We start from the raw sequence: 14,969 nt of genomic DNA on the forward strand, positions 1-14,969 counted from the left end.
CTGCTAATTGTCTAATATTTTATTTGAAATAGGAAAGTATAATTAAATTAAAAGTGCCTAACACTGCTGTAACAAGCCAGGCTGATTTTAATGCAAAGTTCCATTTCATTCTGGCAAATCCATTGTCAATCAAAATCTCCAGGAAATATACCAGAAGACAGGCAATAATACCAACAACAATACTTACCGGATTCTTTGTGGCAAAAAACAGAAATACAAATGTCAGTGCCACGATTTCCTCATACCAGTGTGTAATCTCAATCACTGCCAGATCCTTACCGGAATATTCCGTCGTAATACCCTGCACGATTTCCTGATGCCCGTGATGGGACATGCTGAAGTCAAAGGGAGACTTTCTTAACTTAAAGGTCAGTATAAATACAAAACCGATAAACATACCCGGCAGGTATACAATAGCCGGAATGTCATTCATAACAATATCGCTGACGAAAAAGCTCTTATCTGCCAGGTAAAATCCAATACCTGTAAGAAGCACCATAGGCTCATAGGCCATCATCTGCAAAAGCTCTCTTTCGGAACCCACCAGACTGTAAGGTGAGTTGGAAGCATAGCCTCCCAGGATAAAAAGCACGGAGCCAAGAGTTAAGGCAAAAACTGCCAGCAGAATGTCTCCGCCTACAAGCAGAATCACGGAGGTCAGTATCACAAAGATAAGTGACAGATATACATAAAACCTGTGCATCAGGTTAACCTCTATGGCTTCCTTCTGTAACAGCTTCAATACATCGTAAAAAGGCTGAAGTACGGGCGGGCCTTGTCTGCCCTGCATTCTTGCGGTTATTACCCGGTCAATACCGGTAAGCAATCCACCCAATAAAGGTGTCAGTATTATTATGGTTATAATTTTAATTATTAACATTATTTTGCAAACCCTCCGATTAGAAGTATTACGCCCAGTACTAATATTAGAACAGCAAGGATATCGCCATAATAAAGCATCTTCTTGCTGTCAAAATACTCAGTAAGGTACCAGTTGCGCAGTTCAACCTTACGCTTTTCGCCAAGACCGCCATAGAAGGTCTCGTTGTCTCCGGTATTTTCACCTGCCATATAAATCGGCACGATTCGCCTCTTATCACTCTTGTAAAGAGGAATAAAGCTTATCGGTATAATGATTAGCATTGCTAACATCATAATCATCAAATTTACATCACTGGTGCCGATGGGTATGACCGCTTCTTTTCCAAAAAGCTCCGTAAGGTAAGGTACCAGTGCATAATCTGATATTAAGGGAAATGCAAAACAGGATATTATAACAAGCAGTGCATGAATTGTAATAGGTACCTCCTCATGCCTTGACAGCTTATGGTCATTCTTCTGTTTTTTATTGGAACCGGAAACTAGCTTGCCCATCCACTTTGTCCAATAGAACAGGGTAACGGCACTTCCGTAAGCAATTACTACAACAGATAATATATGCCTGGAATCAATAAATGCTTTCATTGCCACCCACTTGGAAATCAGCATACCAAAGGGAGCAAGGAACATACCGGCAATGCCAATAAACATAAACAGATTCAGCTTTCTGGATACTTCTGCCAGAACACCCATGTCTTCCACGTTACGGCTTCCCAGCTGGTGCTCAATGGATCCAACACAAAGGAACATTAAGGACTTTGAGGAGGCATGGAATATGATCAGAAGGATGGCTGCCCATAAAGCTTCCTGGCTGCCAATGCTGGCACAAATTACGATAAGCCCCAAGTTCGCCACCGTTGAATAAGCCAGTATCTTCTTTCCGTCACTCTGGGTAACTGCTGCCAGAGAGCTTAACAGGAAGGTTACACATCCGATTCCCGTAACTGCGATTCCGACCGGTGAATCTCCAAGCAGAGGTGCCAGTCTGATAATCAGATAAACCCCTGCCTTAACCATGGTTGCCGAGTGGAGCAGGGCAGAGGATGGAGTTGGCGCCACCATAGCTCCAAGTAGCCAGGAGGAGAAGGGGAACTGGGCAGACTTTGTAAGGGCTGCCAGGGAAAGTAAAAATACCGGTATCATAACTGCTGCTTCCGGCTGCATGGCAGTAAGCACAGATAATTCTGTTGTCTGGTAATAGATACCCACAAATACAATCGCAATAGCAAAAGCAACTCCGCCGCCTAAGTTAATTATCAGGGCACGGTAAGAGTTTCTCTTCGCTTCTTCTGTTTTCGTATATCCGATAAGCAGGAAGGAGCATAAAGAGGTAATCTCCCAGCAAAAATACAGCCAGGTCATGTTGTTGCTTAATACCAGTCCGAACATGGCTGATAAAAACAAGAATAATACAGATAGGAAAAAAGATTTTCTTTCGGCAAATTCTGTATGATGGTGGTGGTAATCTCTCATATAACCCACTGCATAAATGCAGATAAGGCTTCCGATAATACCTACAATAAGGACCATTATTCCGGTGAGCTTATCATATACCATATCTTTTGCAACCTCTATCCCATGTCCTTTGGCTAATTCAAACCATAGTATAAGAGGAGTCTGGATAATTGAAAATATAGCTACAATGTACTTTTTGTCCCTTATACCGATGGTAATAATGTAGCCTGCAATAAGGACTTCTAAGACCATTATGAGGTATGAGATTGCTTCCTCTCCCTGATAAGAGAAGGTAATGCCGTCCTGAAAATAATTCACTGTCACCAGCACGGCCAAGAGGGCAACGCCAACTGCCCCAACAGTAACAACAGCGCCTCTTACTTTATCGTTTCGGATAAGAAAGGTTAAAGCAGCTATTGCCAATGGAAATAAAATGAGTGTGGTTATTAAGTTCATATTAGTCACCTTGTCGTCATTTAATTTAAGGCTTGCCATAATAAATGCAGTCCCATGAGACTGCCTTCCATACAACCAACCTTATCAATCACTTTTTACGTGATTATGTCTAATTATACACCCAAATAGTTTACAATGCAAAGCTATTATTTACTTTTTGCATAAAATTTTCTGATTTTAATTAAAATTTTTGGACTAATTGTTTAAATTTTAACAATTTCACTTTGCTTATTGTGTAGACATTTTCTGAATACCCTTGGGTTAATATTGTAATTATATACCTATTATTCGCAATACTTCCGCAATTAATGACAGACTGTATCGTAATACAAAAAATATAAAATAAAATATTAACAAAGTCTGTTTCCGGCTCATTTTTTTATATTTACTTTTATTGTTTTTAAATTGAAAAAACCTCCAGAACGGTAATCCCAAATGATATTCAGGTATCTATCTGAAGTGTTTAAGTGTTTAATTTAAATTTTACCGCTCTGTTTTTAAAGAGTATTAGTCCAAGTTTAATTATCTTGTGTTTATCTTCTTTATTTATACTGTACTTGTTCTTATTGAGGAATGTTCAAGAAAGATGGACGATACTTTTAGAATTTAGATATAAACAATAGAAAATTTACGATAGAATAATAACGAAATCTATTCACAATTATTTCCATAAGTTTTCAGAGTTTTAATACCGTTTATCATTAGATTGCTTCCTATCTTTGCAATTTCAGAGACAGGTGCTTTCATATCGTCTTGAATCCATTCGGTTAAGACGGTATAAAGCGCACCAGCCCAATAGCAGTTAGAATAATATAATTCAGTCTGATTTTTGGAAACATTTTTATTTATATTGCTCTTATATTCATTCAGTATGGTATTACCATATCCAGCCTGTAGGAGAAGTTTATATTGGGGAGCATGCTTTTTTGTGCTCTCAAGCAAGGCAGTCCATGCTTCAAGAGTGTCAGTGAGGGGATTATATTTTTTTAATGTACTTGATGTATCCTGTATGATATTTTGCAGAAAGTTTGAAAGAATGTCTTCTTTGGAATTGTAATTCCGATAATAAGCAGTTCTTGATACACCGGCTTTTTTCGTTATATCTGTAATCGAAATATCCTGAAAGTTTTTTTCTTTCATCAGTAATATCAGTGCAGACTCAATGCATTCTTTTGTAATAGCATTGGCTTCTGCGTTGTTTTGTCTTAAAATATTTCTCTTTTGTAATTCTGTATTATTATCCATGCAACAAATCCTCCGTATTTGTAGCATCCGAGGCTTAAACTCTTGACGCTTATAAATTCTATTGATACAATTATTTCGACGCTACAAATGTAACACCAAAATAATACATGATAAATTAAGAAATTGCAATAGAAAATTTTAGAGAGGATTCAGAATATGAAGATATTTTATTTTACCGCAACTGGAAACAGTCTGGCAGTTGCGAAGCAGCTCGGAGGGGAATTAATATCAATTCCTCAGATTATGAGAGAAAAGAAGACGGAGTATCAAGATAATGTCATAGGGATTGTATTTCCGGTCTATGCCAATGAACCTCCAAAGATGGTCCAAGACTTTTTAGAAAAAGTCAATCTGAAAGCTGAGTTCTGTTTTGCAATAGCTACTTATGGAATGATGTCCGGAAATCCATTTAAGTATGTACAAAGAATCACAGAAAAACATGGATACAAATTTGATTATACCAGGACATTACTAATGGTTGACAATTTCCTGGATAATTTTGATGTGAAAAAAGAAGTGGCAAAAATTGAAAAGAAAAATATACAGAAAAACCTTAATATCCTTAAAAGAGATATTTCAGCTCATAAGAAAGACGAAATGCGTGCAGGAATTATTTCCAATGCGGTGACTAAAATGTGTGAACCATTATATAGAGGAATTGTAAGTGGAAAAACATCAGATAAATTCATTGTAAATAATAGCTGTATTCAGTGCGGTATTTGCAGTAAAGTCTGTCCGGCAGGAAATATTTCAGTTAAAGAAAAGGTGATGTTTAGTATGAAATGTGAAGGATGCTATGCTTGCATTCATTCCTGCCCAAAGAATGCTATACATCTGAAAAATGAAAAAAGTAACGAGCGGTGGCTGAATCCGGAAGTTTCTATAAAAGAAATTATTGATTCTAATTGTCAGATCTAGAAAGGATAAAAACATGAATAAAAAAATTATTTTAATAACAGGAGCAAATTCAGGTATTGGAAAAGAGACAGCCATGACATTGGCAAAAGAAGGTCACACAGTAATCATTCACGGAAGAAATATTGAAAAAACAAAAAAGGTATGTGAGGAGATCAAAAATGTATCGCATAATCAAAATATTGACATGGTCTGCGCAGATCTGTCTATTATGAGCAACATACCTAAAATTGTGGCTGAATTAGAGTCAAGATATAATTCTCTGGATGTTCTGATCAATAATGCCGGTGGCCAGTATGGAAATACCAGGGAGGTTACAAGCGAGGGGCATGAAAAAACCATGGCAATCAATGTGTTAGCACCATTCTTATTGACAAAACTTTTATTACCTATGCTGCAAAAGAGTAAAAGTGCAAGAGTTGTAACTGTATCATCTGCATCATATAGCGTTGGAAAATTTGATGCCAAAGATATCGAATTAAATGATGGGTATTCACTAACACGTTCTTATGGATTATCAAAGAGATATGTATATTGGATCATGCAAAAGTTCGCTCAGTCAGGTATAGACGGTGTGACATTTAATACAGTGGAACCAGGATCAGCAGATAGCGATTTAGGAAGGGTTTCAAGGAATGGGAAATTAGCAAATCTGGTATATTATTTGTGGAAACCAATGATGTGGTCAATGGACAGGGCTGCGGCAACAAGTATCTATATGGCAGTGTCTGATAATTTGGAAGGTGTCTCTGGCAGGTTTTATGGTAATTTAAAAGAGAAGAATATAAAAAGTAAATTTAGAATTCAGAGCGAGATAGATGAAGTATGGAATTACTGTAATAAGATTTGTAAGGATTTTTTAGCGAGCTGCTAGAATTATTTTAGCAGAAATACGGAGTTAGAAGTTCTAATTTATAGGAACTCCTGACTCCTATTTTGTTAACTATTAAATCGACCTTGAAACATAATTGACAATTCTCCATAAACCTTCCCCCAGTTACAAATCGGCATAGTACACTTTTTTGTAGCTTCAAAAGTTGCCAGATAAAGTAACATATTTTAGAGTATTTTTTACTTGATGAACAATACAATACTGGTATTCCGTCTTATTTTAATTCTTTTTTCGGCTCTTCTCTCGACTCTTCTATTAAATCTCTTCTCAGCTCTTCCTTTTGTTCTTTATTAGAATCTTTTAATGGCTGTTCTTTTAAATCCAATTCCAATCCCTCTGATACATCTGTGCTACTGATATTGGTGCCGATAGTTTGAAAAATTCTGGGATAATCTTCATCAACAGATTTATCCATCTCCTCTAATACCTTTGTCTGCTTTGTTATTGTATAGAGGCAGCGCATCTGTTCATAAATCTCTTTTGCCTTATCATAGTTCCCCTGTTTGTAAAGCAATTTAAATTTCATGAAAAATAGACCGGGCAGGAAACGCAGGCTATTTTCCTGAATGGAAAAATCAATACCTTTTTCAATAAGCTGTTCTGCTTTCTCATATCTTTCTTCATTAAGAAGCTGATAACTCAAATTATTAAGCGTGTTCTGATAAACCTTTTTTGAAAACTGAGATGCCTGATACATCGGGTACGGAGATGATAGTACATAATTCTCCAATACATACAATAAATCAAACAATACCTTAACTCCGATGTCCGCTCTGTTAAGTGAAATGTAATCCAACCCCATACAGCTTATAATGGATAAACCAACATTAGAATATGTACTCTTGATTATCGTATCCAATGAAAAAGAAGGATTCTCAATCATAATACCCTTCAGGCAGTAATTCAAGGATGTGGTGAAATTATTTTCATAAGCAGCGCAGATAGCTTTCGCATAACAAATATGCTGCAGGTTCTCACCCTTGCTGAAATCCTTATGCTTTTCATATTTCTCAACCAAGCTTTTAATCAGAGCCGTATCCTTCTTTGCAATTGCATCATTCAATGCCTGGATACCTTCAAATCCGATAACCGTGTTAACTGAAAAATACATTTTGAAATATTCATTTAAATCCATATTAAATTTAATCGATAACTGGTTCAGTAAATACAGGGAAGGCTCAAAATCCCCTTTTTCAATTCGGTAAATCTGTTTGGGCGTACAGATATCCTTAGCCAATTGCTCTCTTGTTAAGTTTCTGGATTCTCTGAGCTCCCGCAGGAATACGCCAAAATGCTCATAACTCATATGTAATATCCGCCTTCTCTTCCGATGGACATAAGTGTCCATTTATACATAAAAAATCCAATGTTATAATCTAATCATAAAGAAATTCCAACCTGAAAGGAGGGTAAGTAAATGAAAAAATTCACAAAGTTACGTTATTTTGTTGCTTTGTTATTGGTCCTTGCTACCGTTTCAAGTGTAGCCACTCCGACCAGAAGCAACGGAACCGTTACACTCATGTCAGAACCTGGATTTAACTGGTTCCTCGAAACAAGATAACTATCCATGATGTATTATAGCATAATTTAACAAAAGTTACAAATTTTTTGGCTCTGCCGAGACACATATAATTTGATAACTTAACTTTTATGTATTTCGGCAGAGTGCGGTACTTTGGTCTTGAAATATCTTAAAAGTATTTACCTAACTTAATACCCGAATAAGATGAGCATAACTGCCCAAAGGCAGTGACGCAAAGCTATAGGGCCTAAGCCTTACAGGTATGGCAGCCAGTTGCAATTATTTCCTGCGAAATATAGTCAAAAATAATATAAGCGGCTGATCTACTGTGATTTGAAAAAGTGAGGGATTTTAATGAGCAAAAGAGGCAGCAGTATCAAAAGTATCCATATGATATCTGAGAGTACCATCTTTGACGATATGTGTGAACGGTATAATGTTATTGCCGAACAGACAAACTTAATTATTTTTGACATGAACTTTGAAGATGATAAGCTCTATGTATCTGATAACTTCATGGAGCTTACCGGGATATCCGTATGCAATAAGAAAAACATATTAAAGACATTACTCGAAATAAAATACATACACCCAAATGATATTTCCCACTTCAAAGATTTTGTAAGAGCTTATAATCCTAAACAGGCTTCGGCATCCATAACTTTCCGCAGAAAGAATGAAAAGGGCGAATTCGCCTGGATTCGCTGTAAGAAAAAATGTTATTTTGATGCGGAAGGCAGGCTGACAAGGGTTCTTGGAACTGCTCAAGATGTTTCTAAGGAAATGGTTGCAAACACGTTGAAAGGAATTGAATTTTACAGAGGAATAGTATTGCCTTCCTTCAACAGGTTCGAAACCAGAACAAACCGCATTCGTGCAAATTTCCCTGATAAGAAATTTGCGGTTATCGTGCTTGATATCAAGCGCTTTAGCGTTATCAATGATCTATATGGTAATAAAGAGGGGGATGGAGTATTAAAATATATCGGAAGTATCTTGTCTTCCAATAAATCCAGCTGTTATGCATATTGCAGATTTTATGCCGATAATTTTGCTGTTTTTACAGAATACAGGAATGACTCCGAGCTCTATGATTTTGCTTCCGTCTTAAAGCAACGCATGAAAAAATATCCGCTGAAAATGGAAATCAGCTTTTCTATTGGGGTCTGCCGTGTGGATAATGCGGACATTTCCATGTCTGCCTTATGTGAACGTGCCAACCTGACAAAGAAATCCATAAAGCATGATGCTATGAAAACTCTTGCTTTTTACGAGGATTCTTTGAGAAGACGTACCCTGGAAGACAGCGATATTGAAAATGAAATGACGTCTGCTTTAACAAATCACCAGTTTGAAATGTATTTACAGCCAAAGATGTCGATTCCTACTACAGAGGTCGTTGGCGCAGAGGCATTAGTCCGCTGGAATCATCCCGAAAAAGGTATAATTTCACCTGAACGTTTTATTAATCTGTTTGAAAAAAACGGATTTATCGTGAAGCTGGATTATTATATCTGGGAGAGAGCATTTCTTACAATAGCTGGTTGGATAAAGGAAAACTACCCGGTCATACCAATATCAGTCAATGTATCACGTATACATTTCGGTAATTCTGATTTTGTAGAAAAACTGATTCAACTATCGGAAAGGTACCATGTGCCTCCTACGTACATAGAACTTGAAATTACGGAGTCTGCCTTCTTTGATTATAAGGAGGATTTACAGATTAAGCTGTACACCTTAAAGGATAAGGGTTTCAAGCTTTCCCTGGATGATTTCGGTACCGGGTATTCTACTCTAAATTGTCTAAAGGATATCCCCTTGGATATTCTAAAGATGGACAGGGCCTTCCTTGCTGGGACTGGGGAGAACCGCAAGGAAGAAACTGTACTCGAATATACCATTGCCTTAGCCAAAAGCCTGGGCATTGAAGTTGTAGCAGAAGGTGTTGAGAATTTCAATCAGGCAGAATTTCTATACAGGTCTGGCTGTGAAATCGCACAGGGTCATTTTTATTCCCCTCCGCTGCCTGTCGTTATGTTCGAGAAATATGCTGGCCTTACTTAACACATAATATAGAATAGCTGGTGCCATTATGGTAATCTTACCTGTGGCACCAGCTTCTTTTATTGTTCTATTCCTATGGTGTATAAGAGATTTTGTATATCTGCGGCAGAAGCTCCGAAGCCTTTGATATCCCCTCCCAAAAGCTTTGCTGCTTCTTCTTTTGTTATGGTCTGGATTACCGGATTTTCCTTTCCTTTTTCCAATACCGTATACTTCCAGCTTACTTCACTTAAGTTTTCTATCAGTGCCAGCATACAAAGAGCATATTTTTTCATGGTGGCATCAAAATCTTTTTGTTCCTCTGCCTTAAGGTTTTTCTCAAAGAGCAGGGTATAACCATAGGGCTCCTTCTTCGTCTGCAGTTCATTGGTAAAATTGCCCAACACCCTTCCAATCTTTAAGTCAGTCAGTATTTTACTGTTGGCAGACATATTCCCGACATAGGGATTCTTGTGCTGGTAAAGGGTGTTTGCCAGCAATCCGGGTTCTATATTTCCCCAGGAATGATAAGTCCTTGCCCAGGCTTTGGCCCTTGTATCAGCACCCTCCAACCTGTTATTACTGCTCCAGATCAGGGTTTTCTCCGTTTTTCCATCATCATAGCCGTTTAACCCTTCGAAAAGGTATATATTTTTAATCCCTCCCAGCCTGGTATCGAATACCCAGTGGCTGTAATTGTCCGTGTTTTCCGCAAAGTCGCTTTCCGCCAATTTCCTTTTATGAAGCTGGATTCTGTTTGTCTGCAAGGTAACATAAACATTCCCGTCCTGTGTAAACCAGTCTGCATCCCTGGCAGTAATATCATCCGCCGTTTTTAAGGAGAAATAGACATTGGAATTGGGCAAGAGACTTAAGTCTTCCACCGTCACTTCCCCGTATTTCACTGCCCTGTCCCCGGAGGAATAAAGATAAAACACCAGTCCGGCTAAAGCAAGAAGCAGCATTGCCAATATTCCTGTAAGCAATGCCTTTGCTCTGGTTTTTTTCCAGCGGTAGGAGATTTTCCTGATTATCTCTTCCTCACCTGAATCCACCGCCGATACCGCACTTTTAAAGTCCTCCAGCTCTTTTCTGCAGCTTTCACAGGTCTTTATATGTTCTTCCACCGCTTTTTTACTATCCTCGCTGCATACACCGTCTATATAGAGAGGCAGCAGGTCTTTTATAATGTCACAGTTTTTTTCCATCAGCCGATTCCTCCATCAATGCTATCATCCTTTTCTTACCGCGATAAAAAGTGACTCTTGCCCAGCTTTCGGTCTTGTTGAATAATTTTGCTATCTGTAAAAATGACAATTCTCCGAAAACTCTCAGAGTAAAGACTTCCTTATAAGGCTCTTCCAGATTGTGCAGATGCTTATGCAGCGTAAACACCATTTCCTTGTCTTCCAGCCGTATAATGAAATCCTTGCTATCCGGTACCTGTTCCCATTCATCAAGGGGTTCCGCCTTTTGCTTTTTGCAGTAGGTAAAATAACTGTTCTTTGCAATCTGGCACAACCAGGTACTGATTCTGGATTCTCCCCGAAAACGGTCTATATTTTTTAATGCCTTGTAAAAGGTCTCCTGGGTTATTTCCTCCGCAATAGACTGGCTGCCGCACATTCCAAGAATATAGGCATACACGGTTTTAAAATAATCCTCATATATTCGGTCAAAATCCATATGTTCCACTTTTTATCACCTCATTTCATCCTGTTACATAGATTAGACTTGCTTCGTTCTGATTCGTTACAAAGATTTTAGATATTTTATTCAAAAATCAACTTTTTCATCTTTCCTCATAAGATAAAAAATTCTGCCCAAAAATTGTAATCATAAAAACATCCTTTCATTGCATAGAAAAGTCCCTCAATGATATTACCACATCGGGGAACTTTTCTATAGATAATCACTATTAATTTTCCAAATTTCTTCTATTTTAAACTTCATCCGTTAATGCACAATGTGCCATTATTAAACTGAGGAGCTTAAGCTTCTGCAACTTTTTTTAATACTGAGCTTGGAATTCTTAGGCGTTAACTTTTATATAGCTTTTCATAAGATCCATCCCTTGCTGTTCCGCCTTGTATGCAGTAAGAAGTTCTTTGTTTATTCCTTCCCGAACTTCCGGTTTGGTAATGTCCTCACTTGCCTTTAGACGATAGGCTTCTTCCCAAGCCTTATAGACTGCTTTGTAGCACTCCGCCAGCTCCGGAAAACCGTGCTTTTCGAAATATCTCCAGGCATAATATTTTAATCCGCCATAGTTTCCTAAATAGTATTCCAGATTCCAGCTTGCCTCTGCATTAAATTTCTCATTGAAATGAGCAATTAATTCCGGATACGCTTCAATGCCCTTCACATTCTCACACCATTCCTCTCCCTCAAGATGGGATAAGGCAAGCTTTATGGTATCCATTGCCGTTTTTTCCTGTTCTTTTTCTGTCTTACCTGTTATCGTAAGCACGGATAGAATCGGAATTTCTCTTTTACCCAGAAGGTTATATGGCATTGTTTCCTTTTTACAGGTTGTTGTCAAGGTATAAAATATCTGCTCTTCCTCGTTATACCCGTTTATCAGTCCCCATTCCGGCATACCGATATCCCAGCAAACAGCTGGTATCCCCCTGTCTATAGAGTCCTTTATAAGATTAATTGCCTCCTGCTGTTTCTCCTCTTCTATCTCATCCTGCCCCCAGTAACGCCCCACATAGCCGCAGAGAAGCCCTCCGTTCTCGACCCAGGGTTTCTGGTGGTCAAAGCTCCAGATGCTGGTGGCACTGGGGCACAGGTCCGCTGCAACCCACATCCGGAAAGCAAATCCACTGGTTGCAACAATGTCTTCTGTCAATTCTTTATAAGGGCTGCTATTTACTGCCGCTGCCAGAGATTTGGCAAAGGAGAAGAGATATCCCGTATGGTCATGGATACCTTCAAAACTTACGTCAAGATTCTTATTAAGCACACTGTTCATTTGCTTACGTTCCTTTCTTTGATTGGGATATAGATTTTTTCAGAAAAGCTTCTGCTCTCTTCCATATAGGTTTCATACTCCGGACAGGCCAGGCGTTCATATTTACCGGAAGGCAGCCATTTTCGATTAATAAAATCCCAAGTGGTGTGGATGGTATTTACAAAGTTATTCTGGCTTGTCTCAGGTGTTGTAAAGATTGCATACAGGCCGCTCTTTAGCACCAATTCAGCTGTCTCCGAGAGATCTCCCTGTGCCAGACTTTTTTCGATACCAATAGAATAATACAGTTTTTCTTTCATAATACTGACACCGTAATCCAGGCATACTTTACCTCCGGAGAGCTTCTTCGATAATTTTCTGCAATTGTACTGATTCCAGAACTTTGGAGGATATGTATTACACCCCTCATATACAATAAGGGTCGTCTCAGGCTGTTCCTTTATTTCCGGCTTGAGTAAAAAGTCCGCCAGATGAAAATCAAATCTCTCATACAGTTTCAGACTGTTCTTCGCCGCCTTATATTCTCCCGGTGCAACTCCATGTTCTGCCTTAAATGCACGTATAAAATTCTCCTTGGAGTTAAATCCATAGCGGTAGCCAATGTCGGACATATAACTATTCTCGGTAAGAATCTTTTTCGCGCACTCCGTGAGCCTTCTTTTTCGTATATATTCCCCTGGTGTAAGCCCTACTGCTTCTTTGAATATCCGCAGGAAATGATATTCCGAATAACCGGAAGTTTTTGCACAGGCTGACAGGTCTATATCAAATATCAGATTCTCCTCCATATAATCTATCGACCTTTGAATATGTTCCTGATAATTCAAAATATCCCCCCTCTTCTAACCAATACAGACTGCAAGCTTGCTTGTGATACAGAAAATAATAAATACAATGTATTATCCCAATTATAATGCATGTCTAATTCCTGCAATTGATAAATATTGCGAAGTTACCCTGTAAGAGCAGATTCCTTTTCATCCAGAAATCGATTAAAATCAGATATTTTCTGCTTATCTATAGGATATACCATTATCTTCCCAAGGTATTCATAAATAGTTAACCCATCTTCTATTTCATACCTGGTTTCATCCTCCGGTTCCTTCGTTAATGTATCCGTCGTCCCATAGCGTTCCAGAAGATAACTATATAAGCTGTTCAATACGTTATATAAATCTTTATTGTCATTATAAGAGGTTATGTAAAACACCTCCATAGCATCATGGAGGTTTGACATTATCTGATAATAGGCTTGCATTTTCTGTTCTTCATCCGATTTGCTGTAATCTATACCTAATCCGTCCATCGTATCACTGATTGCTTTATAAAAGATATTGTCTGCATTTTTCTGCAAGGTTTCATTTTTAAATTTCACCTCTGAGTATTGCAAAGACAGGACTATCAATAGCAGCAATAAGACAGGTGTGACTAACTTCTTAACTATTTTCATATCCCCATTCCCCACTATATCAGATACTCTTTATCCTTTTATAAATTTTGCGGTCTTTTTGGGATTCGCTTCTTTATTCAGTCCGATAATCCACTGGTATAATTTATCGTAGGCTTCTGCAGGATTTATCTCCAATGCCCTCTTTATGATCTCTCCCTCAAAAAAATCTTCTGTCAGACAGAAAACGGTAGAGGACCAGCCATACTCCTCCCCTGCCTTTGATACTTTTCTGCTTCTTCCGCACATGGTAATATAGAACTTCATCTGAAGCTCTGTCATGGCTGCATCAAATTTTGCCTTATCCTCACCTCCAAAACCTCCGTATTGCTTAATCAGATGGAGGGGCAGCTCCTTGTATTCCGTAAGCAGCTGATATATCTTTTTTGCATAGAGACTGATATTTCCGTTCCCATATTCTTCTTCCAGCTCCCTGTCCCCTCTTCTGACTGCATAAAAGTAAGGATACCACTCTCGGGTAATATATCCGCTTTTCTTAAAGAAGAACTTGCCATAGGCAATATCGGTTTCTTCATTCAGTACTCTCATCCTCCATTCCCACGGGTCTGTCTCGCCGTCCTCCGTATGCCATTGTATGGTATCTCCGTAATAATCACAGAGAGAGAATACTCCCTCGTTATTTGCACCTCCCATGCTCATTCCGGCCTTATATAGATTTTCTTTGAAATCCTGAAAATTATTAATAGTGGTCAGCATAATCTTATCCTCCGCTTCGTTCTTCCCTTGAATTCTTAGTTTTATTTTTAACTGCAATTTCTTTTTACTGCTATTTTTTCCTTGCTGTAATCTATATTTGCTGTAATCTTTTTTTGTAATTATTTTATCTTTACTGTACTTTTTACTTAGCTGCTCTTTTTACTTAGCTCAATACGATATAGATATTATACTGTTTATCTTTAAGCTATTTTTATATCAATCCTTCAAGTTATACTTCATAACTTCATTAACTCTTTTATTAATTTTAAATCAAAGCTCAAAGTATATTATGATTAGCTCATCAAATGCCCTGTTTCTATATAGCTAAAGGCAATTGCACAAAATAGAAAGCTTCCTGCGCCTATGGAAATGTATTAGAAGTCCTTTTCTCTGAAGCTTTTGTGCTATATCATCA

At 38.1% G+C, this 14,969-nt stretch carries 13 protein-coding genes and 1 riboswitch; of the genes, 3 read left to right on the plus strand and 10 right to left on the minus strand.

Features of this window, described 5'->3' with window-relative positions:
* Positions 1–19 precede the first annotated feature (19 nt).
* The 3 genes from BUB77_RS26835 to BUB77_RS26845 form a co-directional block, all read right to left on the minus strand.
* Positions 20–880, minus strand: coding sequence for a respiratory chain complex I subunit 1 family protein (locus BUB77_RS26835; RefSeq protein WP_073280259.1), 861 nt, complete (start codon positions 878–880; stop codon positions 20–22).
* Positions 880–2,790, minus strand: a complete 1,911-nt coding sequence (locus BUB77_RS26840) for an NADH-quinone oxidoreductase subunit 5 family protein (protein ID WP_073280270.1) — start codon at positions 2,788–2,790, stop codon at positions 880–882. Before BUB77_RS26840 ends, BUB77_RS26835 begins: the two co-directional genes overlap by 1 nt.
* 651 nt (positions 2,791–3,441) lie before the next feature.
* Positions 3,442–4,035, minus strand: a complete 594-nt coding sequence (locus BUB77_RS26845; protein ID WP_073280260.1) for a TetR/AcrR family transcriptional regulator — start codon at positions 4,033–4,035, stop codon at positions 3,442–3,444.
* Positions 4,036–4,191: 156 nt separating this feature from the next.
* Here BUB77_RS26845 and BUB77_RS26850 point away from each other — a divergent pair, with 156 nt between their 5' ends.
* Entirely contained in the window at positions 4,192–4,953 is a 762-nt protein-coding gene (locus BUB77_RS26850) for an EFR1 family ferrodoxin (protein WP_073280261.1), read from the plus strand.
* A 13-nt stretch (positions 4,954–4,966) separates the two neighbouring features.
* A complete protein-coding gene (locus BUB77_RS26855; protein ID WP_073280262.1) occupies positions 4,967–5,824 on the plus strand; it encodes an SDR family NAD(P)-dependent oxidoreductase in 858 nt (285 codons plus the stop codon).
* A 232-nt stretch (positions 5,825–6,056) separates the two neighbouring features.
* On the opposite strand, the gene BUB77_RS26865 is transcribed toward BUB77_RS26855, so the two are convergent.
* Entirely contained in the window at positions 6,057–7,148 is a 1,092-nt protein-coding gene (locus BUB77_RS26865) for a helix-turn-helix transcriptional regulator (RefSeq protein ID WP_073280263.1), read from the minus strand.
* Positions 7,149–7,564: 416 nt separating this feature from the next.
* A riboswitch (cyclic di-GMP riboswitch) is annotated at positions 7,565–7,648 on the plus strand.
* Between the two features lie 73 nt (positions 7,649–7,721).
* Here BUB77_RS26865 and BUB77_RS26870 point away from each other — a divergent pair.
* Entirely contained in the window at positions 7,722–9,434 is a 1,713-nt protein-coding gene (locus BUB77_RS26870; protein ID WP_073280264.1) for a bifunctional diguanylate cyclase/phosphodiesterase, read from the plus strand.
* A gap of 59 nt (positions 9,435–9,493) precedes the next feature.
* Here BUB77_RS26870 and BUB77_RS26875 read toward each other — a convergent pair whose 3' ends face one another.
* From BUB77_RS26875 to BUB77_RS26900, 6 genes are all read right to left on the minus strand, one after another.
* The gene (locus BUB77_RS26875; RefSeq protein WP_073280265.1) at positions 9,494–10,621 is read right to left on the minus strand and encodes a DUF4825 domain-containing protein; all 1,128 of its coding nucleotides are present in this window, start codon (positions 10,619–10,621) and stop codon (positions 9,494–9,496) included.
* The gene (locus BUB77_RS26880) at positions 10,605–11,099 is read right to left on the minus strand and encodes an RNA polymerase sigma factor (RefSeq protein ID WP_073280271.1); all 495 of its coding nucleotides are present in this window, start codon (positions 11,097–11,099) and stop codon (positions 10,605–10,607) included. The genes BUB77_RS26875 and BUB77_RS26880 overlap by 17 nt, the downstream gene beginning before the upstream one ends.
* Before the next feature lie 346 nt (positions 11,100–11,445).
* A complete protein-coding gene (locus BUB77_RS26885; RefSeq protein WP_073280266.1) occupies positions 11,446–12,390 on the minus strand; it encodes a hypothetical protein in 945 nt (314 codons plus the stop codon).
* Positions 12,387–13,217, minus strand: a complete 831-nt coding sequence (locus BUB77_RS26890; RefSeq protein ID WP_084124787.1) for a helix-turn-helix domain-containing protein — start codon at positions 13,215–13,217, stop codon at positions 12,387–12,389. The genes BUB77_RS26885 and BUB77_RS26890 overlap by 4 nt, the downstream gene beginning before the upstream one ends.
* 125 nt (positions 13,218–13,342) lie before the next feature.
* A complete protein-coding gene (locus BUB77_RS26895) occupies positions 13,343–13,840 on the minus strand; it encodes a hypothetical protein (RefSeq protein ID WP_139241338.1) in 498 nt (165 codons plus the stop codon).
* A 30-nt stretch (positions 13,841–13,870) separates the two neighbouring features.
* Positions 13,871–14,554 (minus strand): AlkZ-related protein, encoded by a 684-nt coding sequence (locus BUB77_RS26900; RefSeq protein ID WP_073280268.1) that lies wholly within the window; start codon positions 14,552–14,554, stop codon positions 13,871–13,873.
* Positions 14,555–14,969: the final 415 nt, after the last annotated feature.

The organism is Anaerocolumna jejuensis DSM 15929, from assembly GCF_900142215.1.
GTDB classification, from domain to species: Bacteria; Bacillota; Clostridia; order Lachnospirales; family Lachnospiraceae; genus Anaerocolumna; species Anaerocolumna jejuensis.

What these genes read in the sequence shown, in the direction of transcription:
- BUB77_RS26850 (WP_073280261.1), top strand. Translation starts at nt 4,192, where the DNA reads ATGAAGATATTTTATTTTACCGCAACTGGAAACAGTCTGGCAGTTGCG.
- BUB77_RS26880 (WP_073280271.1), bottom strand. Translation starts at nt 11,099, where the DNA reads ATGGATTTTGACCGAATATATGAGGATTATTTTAAAACCGTGTATGCC.
- BUB77_RS26840 (WP_073280270.1), bottom strand. Translation starts at nt 2,790, where the DNA reads ATGAACTTAATAACCACACTCATTTTATTTCCATTGGCAATAGCTGCT.
- BUB77_RS26845 (WP_073280260.1), bottom strand. Translation starts at nt 4,035, where the DNA reads ATGGATAATAATACAGAATTACAAAAGAGAAATATTTTAAGACAAAAC.
- BUB77_RS26870 (WP_073280264.1), top strand. Translation starts at nt 7,722, where the DNA reads ATGAGCAAAAGAGGCAGCAGTATCAAAAGTATCCATATGATATCTGAG.
- BUB77_RS26855 (WP_073280262.1), top strand. Translation starts at nt 4,967, where the DNA reads ATGAATAAAAAAATTATTTTAATAACAGGAGCAAATTCAGGTATTGGA.
- BUB77_RS26835 (WP_073280259.1), bottom strand. Translation starts at nt 880, where the DNA reads ATGTTAATAATTAAAATTATAACCATAATAATACTGACACCTTTATTG.
- BUB77_RS26895 (WP_139241338.1), bottom strand. Translation starts at nt 13,840, where the DNA reads ATGAAAATAGTTAAGAAGTTAGTCACACCTGTCTTATTGCTGCTATTG.
- BUB77_RS26885 (WP_073280266.1), bottom strand. Translation starts at nt 12,390, where the DNA reads ATGAACAGTGTGCTTAATAAGAATCTTGACGTAAGTTTTGAAGGTATC.
- BUB77_RS26900 (WP_073280268.1), bottom strand. Translation starts at nt 14,554, where the DNA reads ATGCTGACCACTATTAATAATTTTCAGGATTTCAAAGAAAATCTATAT.
- BUB77_RS26865 (WP_073280263.1), bottom strand. Translation starts at nt 7,148, where the DNA reads ATGAGTTATGAGCATTTTGGCGTATTCCTGCGGGAGCTCAGAGAATCC.
- BUB77_RS26875 (WP_073280265.1), bottom strand. Translation starts at nt 10,621, where the DNA reads ATGGAAAAAAACTGTGACATTATAAAAGACCTGCTGCCTCTCTATATA.